General features: G+C 53.2%; 19 protein-coding genes. 11 read left to right on the top strand and 8 right to left on the bottom strand.

Annotated features, from left to right (window positions below; all coding sequences use genetic code 11):
• Positions 1–31 precede the first annotated feature (31 nt).
• A complete protein-coding gene (slyA, locus tag KP80_RS00070) occupies positions 32–472 on the bottom strand; it encodes a transcriptional regulator SlyA (protein ID WP_052281531.1) in 441 nt (146 codons plus the stop codon).
• A 195-nt stretch (positions 473–667) separates the two neighbouring features.
• Between slyA and KP80_RS00075 the strand changes: the two genes are divergently transcribed.
• From KP80_RS00075 to KP80_RS00085, 3 genes are read left to right on the top strand one after another with little or no spacing between them, the layout of a single operon-like run.
• Positions 668–904, top strand: coding sequence for a DUF1656 domain-containing protein (locus KP80_RS00075; protein WP_052281532.1), 237 nt, complete (start codon positions 668–670; stop codon positions 902–904).
• Positions 905–913: 9 nt separating this feature from the next.
• Positions 914–1,771: an HlyD family secretion protein gene (locus KP80_RS00080; protein WP_052281533.1), complete on the top strand. Its 858-nt coding sequence runs from the start codon at positions 914–916 to the stop codon at positions 1,769–1,771.
• Positions 1,771–3,795 (top strand): FUSC family protein, encoded by a 2,025-nt coding sequence (locus KP80_RS00085; RefSeq protein ID WP_052281534.1) that lies wholly within the window; start codon positions 1,771–1,773, stop codon positions 3,793–3,795. Before KP80_RS00080 ends, KP80_RS00085 begins: the two co-directional genes overlap by 1 nt.
• 42 nt (positions 3,796–3,837) lie before the next feature.
• Here the strand turns inward: KP80_RS00085 and KP80_RS00090 are convergent, their stop codons facing one another.
• On the bottom strand, positions 3,838–4,734 hold the full coding sequence (locus KP80_RS00090) for an aldo/keto reductase (protein ID WP_052281535.1): 897 nt from the start codon (positions 4,732–4,734) through the stop codon (positions 3,838–3,840).
• A 49-nt stretch (positions 4,735–4,783) separates the two neighbouring features.
• Complete coding sequence (locus tag KP80_RS00095) at positions 4,784–5,023, bottom strand: DUF1289 domain-containing protein (protein ID WP_052281536.1); 240 nt, start codon at positions 5,021–5,023, stop codon at positions 4,784–4,786.
• A 142-nt stretch (positions 5,024–5,165) separates the two neighbouring features.
• On the opposite strand from KP80_RS00095, the gene KP80_RS00100 reads away from it, so the two are divergent.
• The 4 genes from KP80_RS00100 to rnt all read left to right on the top strand — a co-directional run bounded on the left by KP80_RS00100 (position 5,166) and on the right by rnt (position 8,145).
• Positions 5,166–5,762, top strand: a complete 597-nt coding sequence (locus KP80_RS00100; RefSeq protein ID WP_052281537.1) for a TetR/AcrR family transcriptional regulator — start codon at positions 5,166–5,168, stop codon at positions 5,760–5,762.
• Positions 5,763–5,818: 56 nt separating this feature from the next.
• Positions 5,819–6,916: an alkene reductase gene (locus tag KP80_RS00105; protein WP_052281538.1), complete on the top strand. Its 1,098-nt coding sequence runs from the start codon at positions 5,819–5,821 to the stop codon at positions 6,914–6,916.
• A gap of 71 nt (positions 6,917–6,987) precedes the next feature.
• Positions 6,988–7,395 (top strand): lactoylglutathione lyase, encoded by a 408-nt coding sequence (gene gloA, locus KP80_RS00110; RefSeq protein ID WP_052281539.1) that lies wholly within the window; start codon positions 6,988–6,990, stop codon positions 7,393–7,395.
• A gap of 105 nt (positions 7,396–7,500) precedes the next feature.
• A complete protein-coding gene (gene rnt, locus KP80_RS00115; protein ID WP_052281540.1) occupies positions 7,501–8,145 on the top strand; it encodes a ribonuclease T in 645 nt (214 codons plus the stop codon).
• A 92-nt stretch (positions 8,146–8,237) separates the two neighbouring features.
• Here rnt and KP80_RS00120 read toward each other — a convergent pair whose 3' ends face one another.
• A complete protein-coding gene (locus KP80_RS00120) occupies positions 8,238–8,585 on the bottom strand; it encodes a Grx4 family monothiol glutaredoxin (RefSeq protein WP_052281541.1) in 348 nt (115 codons plus the stop codon).
• 340 nt (positions 8,586–8,925) lie between these two features.
• On the opposite strand from KP80_RS00120, the gene KP80_RS00125 reads away from it, so the two are divergent.
• Both KP80_RS00125 and sodB read left to right on the top strand, forming a co-directional pair.
• Entirely contained in the window at positions 8,926–9,753 is an 828-nt protein-coding gene (locus KP80_RS00125) for a C40 family peptidase (protein ID WP_052281542.1), read from the top strand.
• Between the two features lie 123 nt (positions 9,754–9,876).
• A complete protein-coding gene (gene sodB / locus KP80_RS00130; protein WP_052281543.1) occupies positions 9,877–10,458 on the top strand; it encodes a superoxide dismutase [Fe] in 582 nt (193 codons plus the stop codon).
• Positions 10,459–10,522: 64 nt separating this feature from the next.
• On the opposite strand, the gene KP80_RS00135 is transcribed toward sodB, so the two are convergent.
• The 3 genes from KP80_RS00135 to KP80_RS00140 all read right to left on the bottom strand — a co-directional run bounded on the left by KP80_RS00135 (position 10,523) and on the right by KP80_RS00140 (position 12,102).
• A complete protein-coding gene (locus tag KP80_RS00135; RefSeq protein ID WP_052281544.1) occupies positions 10,523–11,689 on the bottom strand; it encodes an MFS transporter in 1,167 nt (388 codons plus the stop codon).
• A 160-nt stretch (positions 11,690–11,849) separates the two neighbouring features.
• Positions 11,850–11,939 carry a YnhF family membrane protein gene (locus tag KP80_RS22950; protein WP_156315535.1) on the bottom strand — a complete coding sequence of 30 codons (90 nt, stop codon included), beginning with the start codon at positions 11,937–11,939 and terminating at the stop codon, positions 11,850–11,852.
• Positions 11,923–12,102, bottom strand: a complete 180-nt coding sequence (locus KP80_RS00140; RefSeq protein WP_052281545.1) for a hypothetical protein — start codon at positions 12,100–12,102, stop codon at positions 11,923–11,925. The genes KP80_RS22950 and KP80_RS00140 overlap by 17 nt, the downstream gene beginning before the upstream one ends.
• Before the next feature lie 131 nt (positions 12,103–12,233).
• Between KP80_RS00140 and purR the strand changes: the two genes are divergently transcribed.
• Positions 12,234–13,259, top strand: coding sequence for an HTH-type transcriptional repressor PurR (gene purR / locus KP80_RS00145; RefSeq protein WP_052281546.1), 1,026 nt, complete (start codon positions 12,234–12,236; stop codon positions 13,257–13,259).
• Between the two features lie 17 nt (positions 13,260–13,276).
• On the opposite strand, the gene punR is transcribed toward purR, so the two are convergent.
• Positions 13,277–14,188 carry a DNA-binding transcriptional activator PunR gene (punR, locus tag KP80_RS00150; protein ID WP_052281547.1) on the bottom strand — a complete coding sequence of 304 codons (912 nt, stop codon included), beginning with the start codon at positions 14,186–14,188 and terminating at the stop codon, positions 13,277–13,279.
• 111 nt (positions 14,189–14,299) lie between these two features.
• Here punR and punC point away from each other — a divergent pair, with 111 nt between their 5' ends.
• The gene (gene punC / locus KP80_RS00155; RefSeq protein WP_052281548.1) at positions 14,300–15,493 is read left to right on the top strand and encodes a purine nucleoside transporter PunC; all 1,194 of its coding nucleotides are present in this window, start codon (positions 14,300–14,302) and stop codon (positions 15,491–15,493) included.
• Positions 15,494–15,761 lie beyond the last annotated feature (268 nt).

The raw sequence follows: 15,761 nt of genomic DNA on the forward strand, positions 1-15,761 counted from the left end.
AAAAACCCGCGAGAGTCGCGGGTTTTTTATGTCAATCGCGTGACTGTAGGTCGATGATGTTCTGCTCAAGCTTACGAATAAGCGAAGTCAGCATCCCGAGCTCCTCAGTAGAGATTCCTGCCAGGATGTCGCCGCGAGTGTGATTAATAACCGCTTCCATTTCCTGAATCAGCGGAGCCGCTTTTTCAGTTAATTTGATGCGCTTGGCACGACGGTCACTAGCACAGGTCTGGCGAGAAATAAGCCCTTTCTCCTCCAACTGGTCCAGAGTCCGTACCAAAGACGGCTGCTCGATGCCGATCGCTTTTGCCAGTTGGATTTGCGACTGTTCAGGCGGCAGCTGATGAATATTATGCAGCGTGACCCAATGTGTCTGCGTCAGTTCCAGAGGTTTGAGGCGATGGTCAATCAGAGCACGCCAAATGCGCACCAACCGTGCCAGATCAGAACCTAATGGCGATTCCAATTTCATCTCCTTATAATTAGCTTGCTAAGTTATTATACTGATTTTAGAATAGTGTGCAGTATTTAAATTAGCAAAACAAATGAAAAGCCACGTGCGCGTTAGCCCGCCACATGCATTACACTGTTACAAATAATGTATATTTATTTCAAAAGAAGTCACACTATCGAGTCATAACGCTATAATTGCAAAGGATTTTTGTTTGTGATATCGAATCTTCACCTGCCTGGACTACCACTACAAGATCTTGTAGTCGGTGCCTCAATTTATTTTCCCCCTTTATTCAAGGCTGTCCTGCTTGGCTTCCTGTTTTGGCTAATTATCCACCGCTGCCTGCGAGACTGGATGTATGCCGGGGACATTTGGCATCCACTGTTGATGGATCTCTCTTTCTTTGCGCTTTCGGTATGCCTTGCGCTGATGATTTTGGTTTGGTGGTAATGTAATTCAATGAAAAAATTAAAATATTTCTCAACGCTACTTATCGCAGCGCTCGCAATTCTCGCCGTCTGGCTGGTGTGGAATTACTATATGCAATCACCGTGGACCCGTGACGGCAAAATCCGCGCTGAACAGGTCGATATCACTCCACAGGTTTCGGGTAGTATTCTGACGCTCAATGTCCGCGACAACCAGTTTGTGAAGGCCGGAGATGTGCTGTTTCAGATTGATCCGACGCCATGGCGCATCGCGGTCATGAACGCCGAGGCTAAGCTTGCAAAGGCGCAATCAGATCTTTCACGCGCCAGCCATGAAGCTGCCCGCCGCAAAGGTCTTTCGGCAAATTTCATTTCCGCCGAGGATTTGGATGCAGCCAATATGGCACTGAAAGCAGCACAGGCTAATTTTGATGCGGCCCAGGCTGAACGCGAGCACGCGCGTTGGCAGCTCGGCCAAACGGCAGTCAAAGCTCCCGTTGACGGATGGGTCACCAATCTCACCACCCGAGTGGGGAACTACGCGTCCATTGGTCACCCAGTGTTTGCCCTCATAGACAGCCACTCTTTCTATGTCGTGGGCTATTTTGAAGAGACCAAACTGCGCCATATTCGCCAGGGCGATCGCGCGGACATCGTCCTTTACAGCAACAATCAAAAGTTACAGGGTCACGTATCCAGCATTGGCCGCGCCATCCACGACCAGAGTCTGACGACCGACGGCACGTTAGTTGCTGACATCAAACCAACTATCCCCTGGGTACGTCTCGCCCAACGTGTACCGATTCGCATTGAATTTGATTCTCTGGATAACCATACGCTGCTTGTTGCTGGGACCACCTGCACGGTTTCTATTCAAGGTGATCGGTAATGGCATTACCCACGCTGACGTGGAAGTCATTGCCCTGGGTTAAAGCCACCCCGCCGCAGTGGCGCTATGCATTACGTAATGCCATTGCCATGTGCCTGGCGCTTATCGTCGCCTACGGGTTGGATCTCGATGAACCGTACTGGGCAATGACATCCGCTGCGGTGGTGAGTTTCCCCACCGTTGGCGGCGTTATCAGTAAAAGTCTCGGGCGTATTGCCGGCAGTCTGCTTGGCGCCACCGCCGCGCTGATCATCGCCGGACATACCCTCACTGACCCTTGGCTATTTCTGTTTGCGATGTCAGGCTGGCTGGCTTTTTGTACCTGGGCCTGCGCGATGTACACCAACAACGTTGCCTATGCTTTTCAGCTGGCAGGTTACACCTGTGCCATCATCGCCTTTCCAATGATCAATGTCGTCGATGCGACCAAGCTGTGGGAAATTGCGCAAGCCCGCGTCTGCGAAGTGATTGTCGGCATTCTGAGCGGCGGGTTGATGATGATGATCCTGCCCAGTACCTCCGACGGCAGCGCCCTATTAACCGCGCTTAAAAATATGCACGCGCGTTTACTTGAACACGCCAGCCTGCTGTGGCAACCGGTCACTACCGATGCCATTCGTACCGCCCACCAAAGCGTTATCAGCCAGATTCTGACCATGAATCTGCTGCGTATTCAGGCGTTCTGGAGTCACTATCGGCTGCGCCGACAAAATACGTTACTCAACTATCTACTCCACCAGCAGTTGCGCCTGACCAGCGTCATTTCCAGTCTGCGCCGCCTGCTGCTGAATTGGCCGGACGCGCCAGAGACAATACGTCCGGTGCTGGAGCAACTTCTGCAAGCTTTAGCAAAACCCAGCTGCGATGCTTACACCGTCGCCTGTATTATTGCCCCGCTGGCGCCGCGAGATCCGCAAAACTATCGTCACCACGCGTTCTGGCATCGACTGCGTTATTTCTGTCGTTTGTACCTCACAACCAGCCGCTGGTTACAGCGATTAGAGAATGCAACTGCGGTCACTGAATTTACGGTCCCCGCCTCCCCGGCACTGATGCGCCATACCGACCATATTGAAGCGGCCTGGAGCGGTATTCGCACCTTTTTCGCCCTTGTCAGCGTGGGCGCACTGAGCATCAGCACCCAGTGGGACTCCGGTGCGGCAGCGCTGACGCTCGCCGCCATCTGCTGCGTGCTCTATTCCAACGTGCCATCACCGTTTAGTTCACTCACGCTTTTGATGCGCACGCTGGTTCTACTCTCCATCTTCAGCTTTGGCGTTAAATTTGGCCTGATGGTCCAAATCAGCGACCTGTGGCAGTTTATGCTGTTCCTATTTCCTCTGCTGTTGACCATGCAATTACTGAAGCTGCAAGTACCCAAACAGGCCAGACTGTGGGGGTCACTTATCGTCTTTATGGGTTCATTTATTTCTGTCACCAACCCACCGGTTTATGATTTCGGTAGTTTCCTTAACGATAACCTGGCGAAAATCATCGGCGTCGGTCTAGCCTGGCTGGCATTTGCGGTGTTAACACCCGGTTCTGACGCACGTAAAAGTCGTCGTCATATTCGGGCGTTACGACGTCACTTTGTTGACCAATTAAGCCGTCACCCAACAAACAGCGAACATAAGTTTGAATCTCTGGTTTATCATCATGTTAGCCAGCTTAGCGCCAGCCAGGATGAACCAGCCCGACGCTGGCTGTTGCGCTGGGGTGTCGTGCTGCTCAACTGTTCCCATGTGGTGTGGCAACTCCGTGCCTGGGAAGCACGCTCTGACCCACTCTCGCAGGTTCGCGACCTGTGTATCAGCCTGTTGCGAGATGTCATGAGTGAACGCGGCGTTCAACAGCGGCCGCTGGCCGCAACGTTACAGGAGCTACAGCGAATTTGTGACACGCTTGCGCACCACCACCAACCGGCAGCGCGCGATCTGGCCTCTATTCTGTGGCGACTTTACTGCTCGCTTTCCCAGCTTGAAACCGCGCCAACGCCCGGCACGCTGAATGAGCAAATGGCTTAACAGGAGAGATGCAGGCGGAGGATTCCGCCTGCGTAAAGCAACTTACGGCACGTCGTAACCCAGAGCGGCTTTGCGAATGCGGAACCATTGCTGGCGGGTCATGTTGAGCGACTCTGCAACAATTGCCGAACGCACGCGCTCAATCTTACCTGAACCAATAAGCGGCAGCGGCTGCGACGGCAGGCGCATCACCCACGCGTACACAACTTGTTCAATACTGCTGGCATTAAGTTCAGTTGCGACCTTCGCCAGCTCATCACGCAGAGGCTGGAATTCATCATCATTAAACAAACGACCGCCGCCCAGGCATGACCAGGCCATCGGACGCACACGCAGCTGCTGAAGCTGATCCAACGTGCCATCGAGAATCGTCGGCTGGTGAATCGGCGAGATTTCGACCTGATTGGTTGCGAGAGTAAACGGCAGCCGTGACTGCAGCAGCGTAAACTGCGCTGGCGTGAAGTTAGAGACACCAAAGTGACGGACTTTCCCGCTCTGATGCAGCGTGGTAAAGGCCTGAGCGACTTCATCGGCATCCATCAGCGGATCGGGACGATGAATCAGCAGCAGGTCCAGGACGTCAGTCGCCAAATTACGCAGCGATTGTTCGGCGCTGTGAATGATGTGGTTGCTGTCGGTAATGTAGTGCCCAAGCGCATGTTCAGGCTTGGCGGTTGTGGCGATACCGCATTTTGTGACGATCTCCATACGTTGACGCAGATGCGGCGCCAGCTTTAGCGCTTCACCAAATGCCGCTTCGCACTGATAGCCGCCGTAAATGTCTGCGTGGTCCACAGTGGTGACACCGAGCTCCAGATGCTCCTCGATAAAGCTCACCAGCTGGCGGGGAGACATGTTCCACTCCATCAAACGCCAGTAGCCCATCACAAAACGGGAAAATTCCGGGCCCTGCGGCGCCAGGGTAATACGTTGAACCATAACCACTTCCTCAATAAATAATTTGCATCGAGTATACGCACTTTTGCGTTTAAAACAGTGAGGGCTGCTGAGGTTCTTCCGCGTCAGGCGCTTTGCCCGTGCGTAATTTGCGCAGCAATCGCTGTCGGCATAGCCGCAGCACCTCCTGCTTTTGCGCATCGCTCATCGTTTGCCAGTTAAAGCGTTCATCGCGGCTGCGGAAACACCCGCGGCAGAAACCCCGCTCATCCGACTGACAAATGCCCCGGCACGGACTTTGAACCGGGAAAAACTCCAGTTGCTCCGCCACGTTAGCCCCCTTTTACCTCGTGATACTCTCATTGAAGACGTTTAATCCGCCGGACGCAACTTTTCTCCGCCAGGGTGCGGGTCAGGCATCATTTTCAAAAAAGCGGTTGCATTAGACCAATCGGTCTATTACAGTTCCTGCCATGAGCAAATCAATTGAACATGATACCCGTGAACACATTCTGGCGACCGGCGAGCGTCTTTGCATGCACCGTGGTTTTACCGGAATGGGTTTGAGCGAACTCCTGAAGACGGCGGAAGTGCCGAAGGGATCGTTCTATCACTATTTTCGTTCGAAAGAGGCGTTTGGCGTGGCGATGCTGGAACGGCACTTTGCCGATTACCATTTGCGTCTGGTTCAGCACTTTACGCAAGGTGCGGGGAACTACCGCGACCGCCTGCTGGATTACTACCAGCACACGCTCACTCAGTTTTGCCAGCAAGGGCTTATCAGCGGTTGTCTCACCGTGAAACTCTCTGCTGAAGTGTGCGATCTTTCCGAAGATATGCGCGCTGAAATGAATAAAGGTGCCAACCAGATTATGGTTTTGCTGGCGCAAGCGCTGGAAAATGGCCGTCGTGAGGGATGCCTGAAGTTTGTGGGCGAAGCCGATGCCACCGCGCAGGTCCTTTATTCACTGTGGTTAGGAGCAAACCTGCAGGCCAAAATGGCCCGTAGCGCTGCTCCGCTTGAAAGCGCGCTGACACACGTCAGGAATCTGATTTCCGCGCCGGACTAATTACCGGCGTTTTTATTTCCTATACAACTAGACGACCGGTCTACTCAGGAGTCACCATGTCGCAAGAAAAACTGTTTACCCCACTGAAAGTGGGTGCGGTTACCGCCCCGAACCGCGTGTTTATGGCCCCGCTGACGCGTCTGCGTAGCATCGTCCCGGGTGATATTCCAACCCCACTGATGGCCGAATACTATCGCCAGCGTGCCAGCTCCGGTCTCATTATCTCCGAAGCCACTCAGGTTTCCGCTCAGGCAAAAGGCTATCAGGGTGCCCCTGGTCTACATAGCCCGGAACAAATCGCCGCATGGCAGAAAATTACTGCTGGCGTACACGCTGAAAATGGCCGTATCGCCGTACAGCTGTGGCATACCGGCCGTATCTCCCATAACTCACTGCAGCCAAACGGTGAGGCGCCGGTCGCGCCATCCGCGCTGAGCGCAAATACCCGCACCTCACTGCGCGATGAAAATGGCCACGCGATCCGCGTCGATACCTCTATGCCCCGCGCGCTGGAAACCAGCGAAATTCCAGGCATCGTCAACGATTTCCGTCAGGCGATCGCCAATGCTCGCGAAGCCGGTTTTGATTTAGTCGAACTGCACTCCGCGCACGGCTACCTGCTGCATCAGTTCCTGTCGCCTTCTTCTAACCATCGTACCGATCAGTACGGCGGCAGCGTCGAAAACCGCGCGCGCCTGGTGCTGGAAGTGGTTGATGCTGGGATTAAAGAATGGGGTGCCGACCGTATTGGTATCCGCGTATCGCCAATTGGCAGCTTCCAGAATGTCGACAATGGCCCGAATGAAGAAGCCGATGCGCTGTATTTAATTGAAGAGCTGGGCAAACGCGGTATTGCTTATCTGCACATGTCCGAGCCGGACTGGGCGGGTGGCGAACCGTACAGCGAAGCATTCCGTGAAAAAGTCCGCGCTCGTTTCCACGGTCCGATTATCGGTGCTGGCGCGTATACGCCGGAAAAAGCCGAAGACCTGATCGAAAAAGGGTTAATCGATGCCGTCGCCTTTGGCCGCGCCTACATCGCCAACCCGGATCTGGTTGCTCGCCTGCAACATAAATCCGAGCTGAACCCACAGCGCCCGGAAAGCTTCTACGGCGGCGATGCGGAAGGTTACACCGACTACCCTACGCTGTGATCCTGCATTGATAGCGGCGGCTATCCGCCGCTATACTAGGACATTATTCATAAGTTAGGACGAGGGATATCATGCGTTTACTGCATACCATGCTGCGCGTCGGCGACCTGCAACGCTCCATCGAGTTTTACACCAACGTGCTGGGCATGAAGTTGCTGCGTACCAGCGAAAACACCGAATACAAATACTCTCTGGCTTTCGTCGGTTATGGCGAAGAGAGTGACGAAGCGGTTATTGAGCTGACCTACAACTGGGGCGTGGACAAATACGACCTCGGCACAGCCTATGGCCATATCGCCCTGAGCGTAGACAACGCCGCTGAAGCTTGTGAGCGTATCCGCAACAACGGTGGTAACGTCACTCGTGAAGCCGGCCCGGTCAAAGGCGGTACCACGGTTATCGCTTTCGTCGAAGATCCAGACGGTTACAAAATCGAACTGATCGAAGAGAAAGATGCAGGCAAAGGCCTCGGCAACTAACTCTCCCACGGGCGCCATCTGGTGCCCGTTTTTATTTCCCACGTTTCCCAGCCGCGGCAAAATTTGCCATAATGCGCGCTACTTTTTCTAAGTTAAGAGATTCAGATGTCCGACAATGCACAGCTTAATGGTCTATGTGACCGTTTTCGTGGGTTCTATCCCGTGGTTATTGATGTTGAAACCGCTGGATTCAATGCCAAAACGGATGCTCTGCTCGAAATAGCAGCAATCACGTTGAAAATGGATGAGCAAGGCTGGTTGATGCCGGACACGACGTTACATTTCCACGTAGAGCCGTTTGAAGGTGCTAACCTGGAGCCAGAAGCGCTGGCCTTTAACGGTATTGACCCGAATAACCCATTACGCGGAGCGGTCAGCGAATACGACGCACTGCACGCGATTTTCAAAATGGTACGCAAGGGTATTAAAGACAGCGACTGCAACCGCGCCATTATGGTGGCCCACAACGCGACGTTCGATCATAGCTTCATGATGGCCGCCGCCGAGCGTGCATCGCTTAAACGCAACCCATTCCACCCGTTCGTCACCTTCGATACTGCCGCGCTGAGCGGTCTGGCATTAGGGCAAACCGTGCTGTCAAAAGCCTGTGCTGCTGCCGGGATGGACTTTGATGGTGCCCAAGCGCACTCGGCGCTATACGATACCGAGCAGACGGCGATTCTGTTTTGCGAGATAGTCAACCGCTGGAAACGACTGGGCGGCTGGCCGTTACCTGTCGCCGCAGAATAGACGACATAAAAAAAGCGACCCCAGGGTCGCTTTTTTGTTTCAGCATAACTGCATAGCACTCCCGACATCGAGACGCGACGCCGGGACAGATATTATTCTGCTTTAGGCTCTTCGGTGTTGTACTTCGCCGCAGTCTCTTTGATCAGAGGCTGCAGTTCACCGCGCTGGTACATCTCAATGATGATGTCACAGCCACCAACCAGCTCACCATCGACCCACAGCTGCGGGAAGGTTGGCCAGTTCGCATATTTTGGCAGTTCGGCACGGATATCCGGATTCTGCAGGATGTCGACATAAGCGAAGCGCTCGCCGCAGGCAGACAATGCCTGAACCGCCTGAGCGGAAAAACCGCAGCTTGGCAGCTTCGGGGAGCCTTTCATGTACAGCAGGATTGGGTTCTCAGCGATCTGGCGCTGAATTTTTTCAATGGTCTCGCTCATTATCTTGCTTCCTCAAACTTCTTTTTACGACAGTAGTCTGACATTGTAGCGTTTCAGACCCTGAACAGAAAATAACATTTTGTTCACGCTTTACTATTTTATCGTCTGACGCGTTAAGTTGCCTTATAAATATGACTTTATCGGCAGCTCGATGAAAAACTTGCTCATTTTTTAACAGAAGATGTATCAATTGATGTTTTTTTTTGCAGTTGCTAACGAAACAACGTTTTATCCATAAAAACACTATTAACATTTCGTGTTTTTATGGATTAGAATCGTTGGGTTTTGTAAATCATACCCAGGCAAGGATGTTTAGCCTGCATACTCAGAGGGTTGTTCAGTGGCGCAGATAAAAAAATGGTCGTTCACGCTCTGTGCATTGCTGTTTACATCGTTATCGTTCACGCCGTTGGCGCATGCAACAGGGCATGCCAAGACACCGACGGCGCAGAAGTCGCTTCCTGTAAAAGGCAGTGAACGGAAGAAAAAAAATACGGACAGTAAATCTAACGCGAAGAAAAAAACTACCGCTGTCGTCTCCAAAAAGAAACCAACACCCGCAGCAGCTAAGAAAACAGCGACTGCCAGCCGTAAAGCCTCCCCCACTCGTACCGCCAAAGTCAGTAAAAAAGGCAGTGCGTTAAAAACCGCCAATATCGTCACTACCTGCAAACCGGCACGCAAGGGCCATAAAAAGTCCTGTACCACCAGCAAGGTAGACAATCAGCCAACCACCATTGCTCAGGCGCATAAAGCACGTGTTCAGACCGCGCAGAAGACAGCCATGAATAAGCTGATGGGCCAGCTTGGCAAACCTTACCGCTGGGGCGGTAATTCCCCACGCACCGGCTTCGATTGTAGCGGTCTGGTTTATTACGCCTATAAAGATTTGGTAAATATTCGCATTCCACGTACTGCCAACGAAATGTATCACCTGCGCGACGCCCGTCCGGTTGATCGTGGTGAACTCGAAAGTGGCGATCTGGTCTTCTTCCGCACCCGCGGTCGCGGTACCGCCGATCACGTTGGCGTGTATGTGGGCAACGGTAAGTTCATTCAGTCCCCGCGCACCGGTCGTGACATTCAAATCACCTCGCTCAGCGAAGATTACTGGGTACGCCATTACGTTGGTGCTCGCCGCGTCGTAACCCCTAAGACCATTCGTTAAACACTTACCCCGTTTGTTAATAAACGGGGTAAGCTTATCTTTTATCTCACCTTTTAATTTGCTACTCTATCCACACTCAATACAAGGTTATTGGGTGTGCAAACTATAATAAGGAGAGTAGCAATGTCGTTCGAATTACCTGCATTACCGTATGCCAAAGACGCTCTGGTTCCACATATTTCCGTGGAAACCCTGGAGTACCATTATGGTAAACACCACCAGACTTACGTCACCAACCTGAATAACCTGGTTAAAGGCACCGCGTTTGAAGGTAAAACGCTGGAAGAGATCGTGCGCACTTCTGAAGGCGGCGTGTTCAATAACGCGGCGCAGGTCTGGAACCACACCTTCTACTGGAACTGCCTGGCCCCTAACGCTGGCGGCGAACCGACTGGCGCAGTGGCTGAAGCCATCAATAAAGCTTTCGGTAGCTTCGCGGAGTTCAAAGCTCAGTTTACCGACGCTGCAGTGAAGAACTTCGGCGCCGGCTGGACCTGGCTTGTGAAAAAAGCTGACGGCTCTCTGGCTATCGTGTCGACCTCTAACGCGGGCACTCCGCTGACGACCGACGCTAAGCCTCTGCTGACCGTTGATGTGTGGGAACACGCTTACTACATCGACTACCGCAATGCGCGTCCAAACTATCTGGAGCACTTCTGGGCTCTGGTGAACTGGAAATTTGTTGCTGACAATCTGGCGGCATAAGCCACGATCATCTAAGTCTTACGGTGATAAAAAAGCAGAAGGTTATCCTTCTGCTTTTTCTTTTTTACTGGCTAACGACCGCCTCTTCGCCACGGCTACGGCTGCTGAAGAACACCACCAGCAACGCCAGACCGGCGACAATCGCCCCCATCACCGGCACAAAGCTGTAACCTAATCCACCGGAAATCACCGCACCGCCGGCTACCGCCCCCAGTGCGTTGCCGAGGTTAAAGGCGCCAATGTTAACCGAGGATGACAGCCCAGGAGCCTCATGCGCAACGCGCATCACCCGCATCTGCAACGGTGGAACGACCGCGAAGGTTGCCGCGCCCCAAACGACCATGCTGATGGCGGCCCCTATCTGCGTTTGCGCAAGAAACGGGATCGCCAGCATAATCGCCATCAATAGCAGCAGAAAGCCTTTCAGCGTACCGCTAACCGAGCGGTCAGCAAACTTACCGCCTAAATAGTTACCGATTGAGAAGCCAACACCAATTAACACCAGCATCAGCGTGATAAAGCCTGAAGTCGCATGCGTAATGCTATGCAGAACCGGCGAGATGTAGGTGTAAAGAGTAAACATCGCCCCTGCCCCGAGCACGGTGGTCAACAGCGCGGCCAGCACCTGCGGACGCACCAGAACCGACAGTTCGCGTTTGACATCCGGCTTCTCCCCACTTCCCCCCTGCGGCAGAGACAACCACAGGCTCACAATAGCAATCACGCCAAGCCCGGCGGTCGCAAGGAAGGACATCCGCCAACCGATGGTTTCGCCAAGCCAGGTTGCTGCGGGCACGCCACCAATATTGGCAATCGTTAACCCCATAAACATGGTGGCAACGGCGCTGGCCTGCTTGTGCTTTGGCACCACGCTTGCCGCAACGACGGAACCAAGACCGAAAAATGCGCCGTGATTAAGGCTGGTGATGATGCGTGACAACATCAGCGTGGTGTAATCGGGTGCTATCGCCGACAGCACGTTGCCCAACGTAAAAATGGCCATCAGGAAGATCAGTGCATTGCGACGCCCGCGATGGGATAACAGCAGCGTCATGAGTGGAGCACCAACCATCACCCCTACCGCATAGGCGCTGATCAGCATTCCTGCGGCTGGAATAGAGACGTCGACGCCTTTGGCAATCACAGGGAGGAGACCCATCGGCGAGAATTCGGTAGTACCAATACCAAATGCCCCGATAGCTAATGCCAGTAAGGGGAAGTTAATTTTCATGCAATGACTCCGTTTAGCCGCGCGTAGGACGAGGCCTGACAACATAGTGCAAAAGCATGACATCAATCACAGAAAAACAGAAGTGTACAAAACTGCAAAAGATTATTGCTAAATGGGTAACAATCAGACAGGAGGGAGCGGACGCTCCCTCACAGAGGAATTAATGCAAAACAGCGGTAAAGCCTGCGGCGACGATCAGGGCCAGCGCAATAACAGTCGTGAAGAGAGACAGTTTAAGATCGGTGCTCATCAATTTTTCTCCTTTTGATTTCCACAGTAAAACTGCGTTTAATCATTTTTGCACAGTTAATCATAAAAATCTTCACAGATTTAGCAGGATGTTGTTTTTTGCTCTTCCACTTTGCGCCAGGATAAGTCAAAATTCGACGCTTATTTATAAGCGTACCGGCCATTGACCCCCTCCTGTCGTCCTGTATCGTTTTCCCGGCGAATCACAATCACTACGATTGTGTCAGGGTGTGTGAAGGCAAACGTTTTCCTTTCGATTTTGTCAGGGGCAGGCTAGGGTCTGGAGTGAGATGGAATGGCAACAATTAAAGATGTAGCGAAGCGCGCAAACGTTTCCACTACAACCGTATCACATGTAATTAACAAAACGCGTTTTGTCGCCGAAGATACGCGCGAAGCGGTGTGGGCGGCTATTAAAGAGCTGCATTACTCACCAAGCGCCGTTGCCCGTAGCCTGAAGGTCAATCACACCAAATCGATTGGTTTGTTGGCCACCAGCAGCGAAGCCGCCTACTTTGCGGAAATTATCGAAGCCGTTGAGAAAAACTGCTTTGAGAAAGGTTATACCCTGATTCTCGGCAACGCGTGGAACAACCTGGAAAAACAGCGCGCTTATCTGTCGATGATGGCGCAAAAGCGCGTCGATGGCCTGCTGGTGATGTGTTCCGAGTATCCGGAATCTCTGTTGACCATGCTGGAAGAGTATCGTCACATCCCGATGGTGGTGATGGACTGGGGTGAAGCCAAAGCCGACTTTACCGACTCGGTCATCGATAACGCCTTCGAAGGCGGCTACATGGCTGGGCGCTACCTTATTGAGCGCGGCCATCGTGACATCGGTGTTATTCCAGGCCCGCTGGAGCGCAACACCGGGGCCGGTCGTTTGGCCGGCTTTATGAAGGCGATGGAAGAAGCGTTAATTAACGTCCCGGCAAGCTGGATTGTGCAGGGTGACTTTGAGCCGGAGTCCGGCTATCGCGCGATGCAGCAGATTTTATCTCAGCATCCACGCCCTACCGCTATCTTCTGCGGCGGTGACGTGATGGCGATGGGCGCACTTTGCGCCGCGGATGAAATGGGTCTGCGCGTGCCGCAGGATATTTCTCTTATTGGTTACGATAACGTGCGCAACTCCCGCTTCTTTACACCAGCGTTGACGACGATTCATCAGCCAAAGGATTCACTCGGTGAAACGGCCTTTAGCATGTTGATGGATCGTATCGTCAGCAAGCGCGAAGAATCGCAGTCGATTGAGGTGCATCCGCGCCTAATCGAACGTCGTTCCGTGGCCGATGGTCCGTACCGCGACTACCGCCGTTAATGCTCGCAGTGGACGCCTTACTCAGGCGTCCGCAACCACTCCTCATTTAACGTTTCACTGTCGCCCAAATACTCCAAAAGCCAGTTTAATGCGGGTGAAACTTCACTTTGTTGCCAGGTCAAACAGCAGGCTGCATCCGGGAACGGATTTTCCAACGTTAACGCGACCCACTCACCGCTATCCAACCACGGTTGCGCCCGATGCCCAGGCACCATAGCCGCACATAGCCCCGCTGAAATACAGGTTTCCGAAGACTCCCAGTCCGGAACCACCACCCTTTTTTGATTATCCAACAGCCAGGTTGTGCGCTTAGGCAGTGAACGCGAGGTGTCTTCGCGCACCAAAGACGGCCAGTTGCGCAACACGTCATCGCTAAGCGGCCCGTCCATCTTTGCCAGAGGATGAGAGCTTGCGACCACGCAGTGCCAGTTCAGCATCCCCATATCACGGAAAGCAAAACGCTCCCCTACCGGTATCGCCTGAGTTGCGCCGATGGCCAGTTCCACCCGGCCATCCGCCAGCGCGTCCCACACGCCGTTGAAGACTTCCTGGAAAACGATAAGCTCAACATCATTGAAGTGACGATAAAAATCGACAATCAGCTGACGAGTACGTTCCGGCTTAACAATGTTATCCACGGCAATGGCTAGCTGCCCGCGCCAACCGTTGGCTATTTGCTGGCACTGCTGGCGGGTGATCTGCATTTTTTTGATGACAGAGCGCCCCTCTTTCAAAAACCAGGCCCCGGCAGGTGTTAATTCAACGTCCCGATGCCGCCGCTCAAACAGCGGAACCGCCAGCCATTCCTCCAGTTGACGGACCGTATAGCTGACAGCCGACGGCACGCGGTGCAGTTCCTGCGCCGCGGCGCTAAAGCTACCGTTACGCGCCACCGCATCAACCACTTCCAGTGAATATTCAGACCACATTTTCTGCCTGCAAAAATTTTGAACGCATGACTCAAATATTAGCGTTTCACAACCGCGATTGCACTCTCTACACTCTGCCGGACTGTTTACTCACGATAAAAAGGGCGATTTATGCAACCTGGGAAAGGATTTTTAGTTTGGCTCGCGGGGCTTAGCGTGCTGGGCTTTCTGGCAACCGATATGTACCTGCCAGCCTTTGCAGCCATTCAGGAAGACCTGCAAACGCCGGCATCGGCCGTCAGCGCCAGCTTAAGTTTGTTCCTCGCAGGCTTTGCGGTAGCACAGCTGCTTTGGGGACCGCTGTCCGACCGCTATGGACGTAAACCGATTCTGCTGACCGGCTTAACCATCTTCGCGATTGGCTGCCTTGGTATGCTGTGGGTACGCGACGGCACCACCCTGTTGGTGCTGCGTTTTGTACAAGCCGTCGGCGTCTGTGCCGCTGCCGTCACCTGGCAGGCGATGGTGACCGACTATTATCCAGCGCATCGCACCAACCGCATTTTTGCCACCATCATGCCGCTGGTCGGCCTGTCTCCTGCTCTGGCACCGCTGCTCGGTAGCTGGCTACTGGCTCACTTCGACTGGCAGGCCATTTTCGCAACCCTATTCATCATTACGCTGGTGTTAATGCTGCCCACACTGCGCCTAAAACCGGCGCATAAGAAAATCACCACCAGTGAAGAGAAACTGACGTTTATGCGTCTGCTGCGCAGTAAAGACTATCGTGGCAACGTGCTGATTTATGCCGCCTGCTCTGCCAGCTTCTTCGCCTGGCTAACCGGTTCGCCGTTTATCCTGCATGAAATGGGCTACAGCCCGACCGTGATTGGCTTGAGCTATGTTCCTCAGACCATTGCCTTCCTGATTGGTGGATATGGCTGTCGTGCAGCGCTGCAAAAATGGCAAGGTTCACAGCTTTTGCCATGGCTGTTGGTTATCTTCGGCGTTAGCGTTATTGCAACCTGGGCGGTGGGTCTGATGGAGAACGCATCACTCACTGCGCTGCTGATTCCTTTCTGTGTCATGGCTATCGCCAACGGTGCGATTTACCCTATCGTGGTCGCACAGGCGTTAAAACCGTTCCCACAGGCGACCGGCCGCGCCGCAGCATTACAAAATACACTGCAGCTGGGCCTGTGTTTCCTGGCAAGTCTTGCGGTATCAACGCTGATTGCCACTCCGCTGTTGACCACCACCTGCGTAATGCTGGCCACCGTGCTGCTGGCAGCCATCGGTTACCTCATGCAGCGTTCAGCGCGCCGCGCAGAAAGTTTGGCTGAACACTCTACTTCCCACGCGTAATCATCACGCATATCAATGCCATAGCACATCGTTAGGACGCTAAGATTTTTTGTTGAATCAACCAACTTAGCGTCCTATACTGGATCGGCATCACATAATTAATATACATTGGACTTATTGAGCGGCGGCAGGATGCCTCCCGTTAAACCATGGACAGGTTTTCGGTAAGGGGTTCTTCCCTTTCCTTGCGTTACGTCGGATAGCAGGCTCACGAATTTTTCGTGACATTTCTCACAACCAGAAAAAAGCGTCTACGCTGTTTTAAGGT

This window comes from Kluyvera genomosp. 1, from assembly GCF_001266615.1.
Lineage (GTDB): Bacteria > Pseudomonadota > Gammaproteobacteria > Enterobacterales > Enterobacteriaceae > Kluyvera > Kluyvera cryocrescens_A.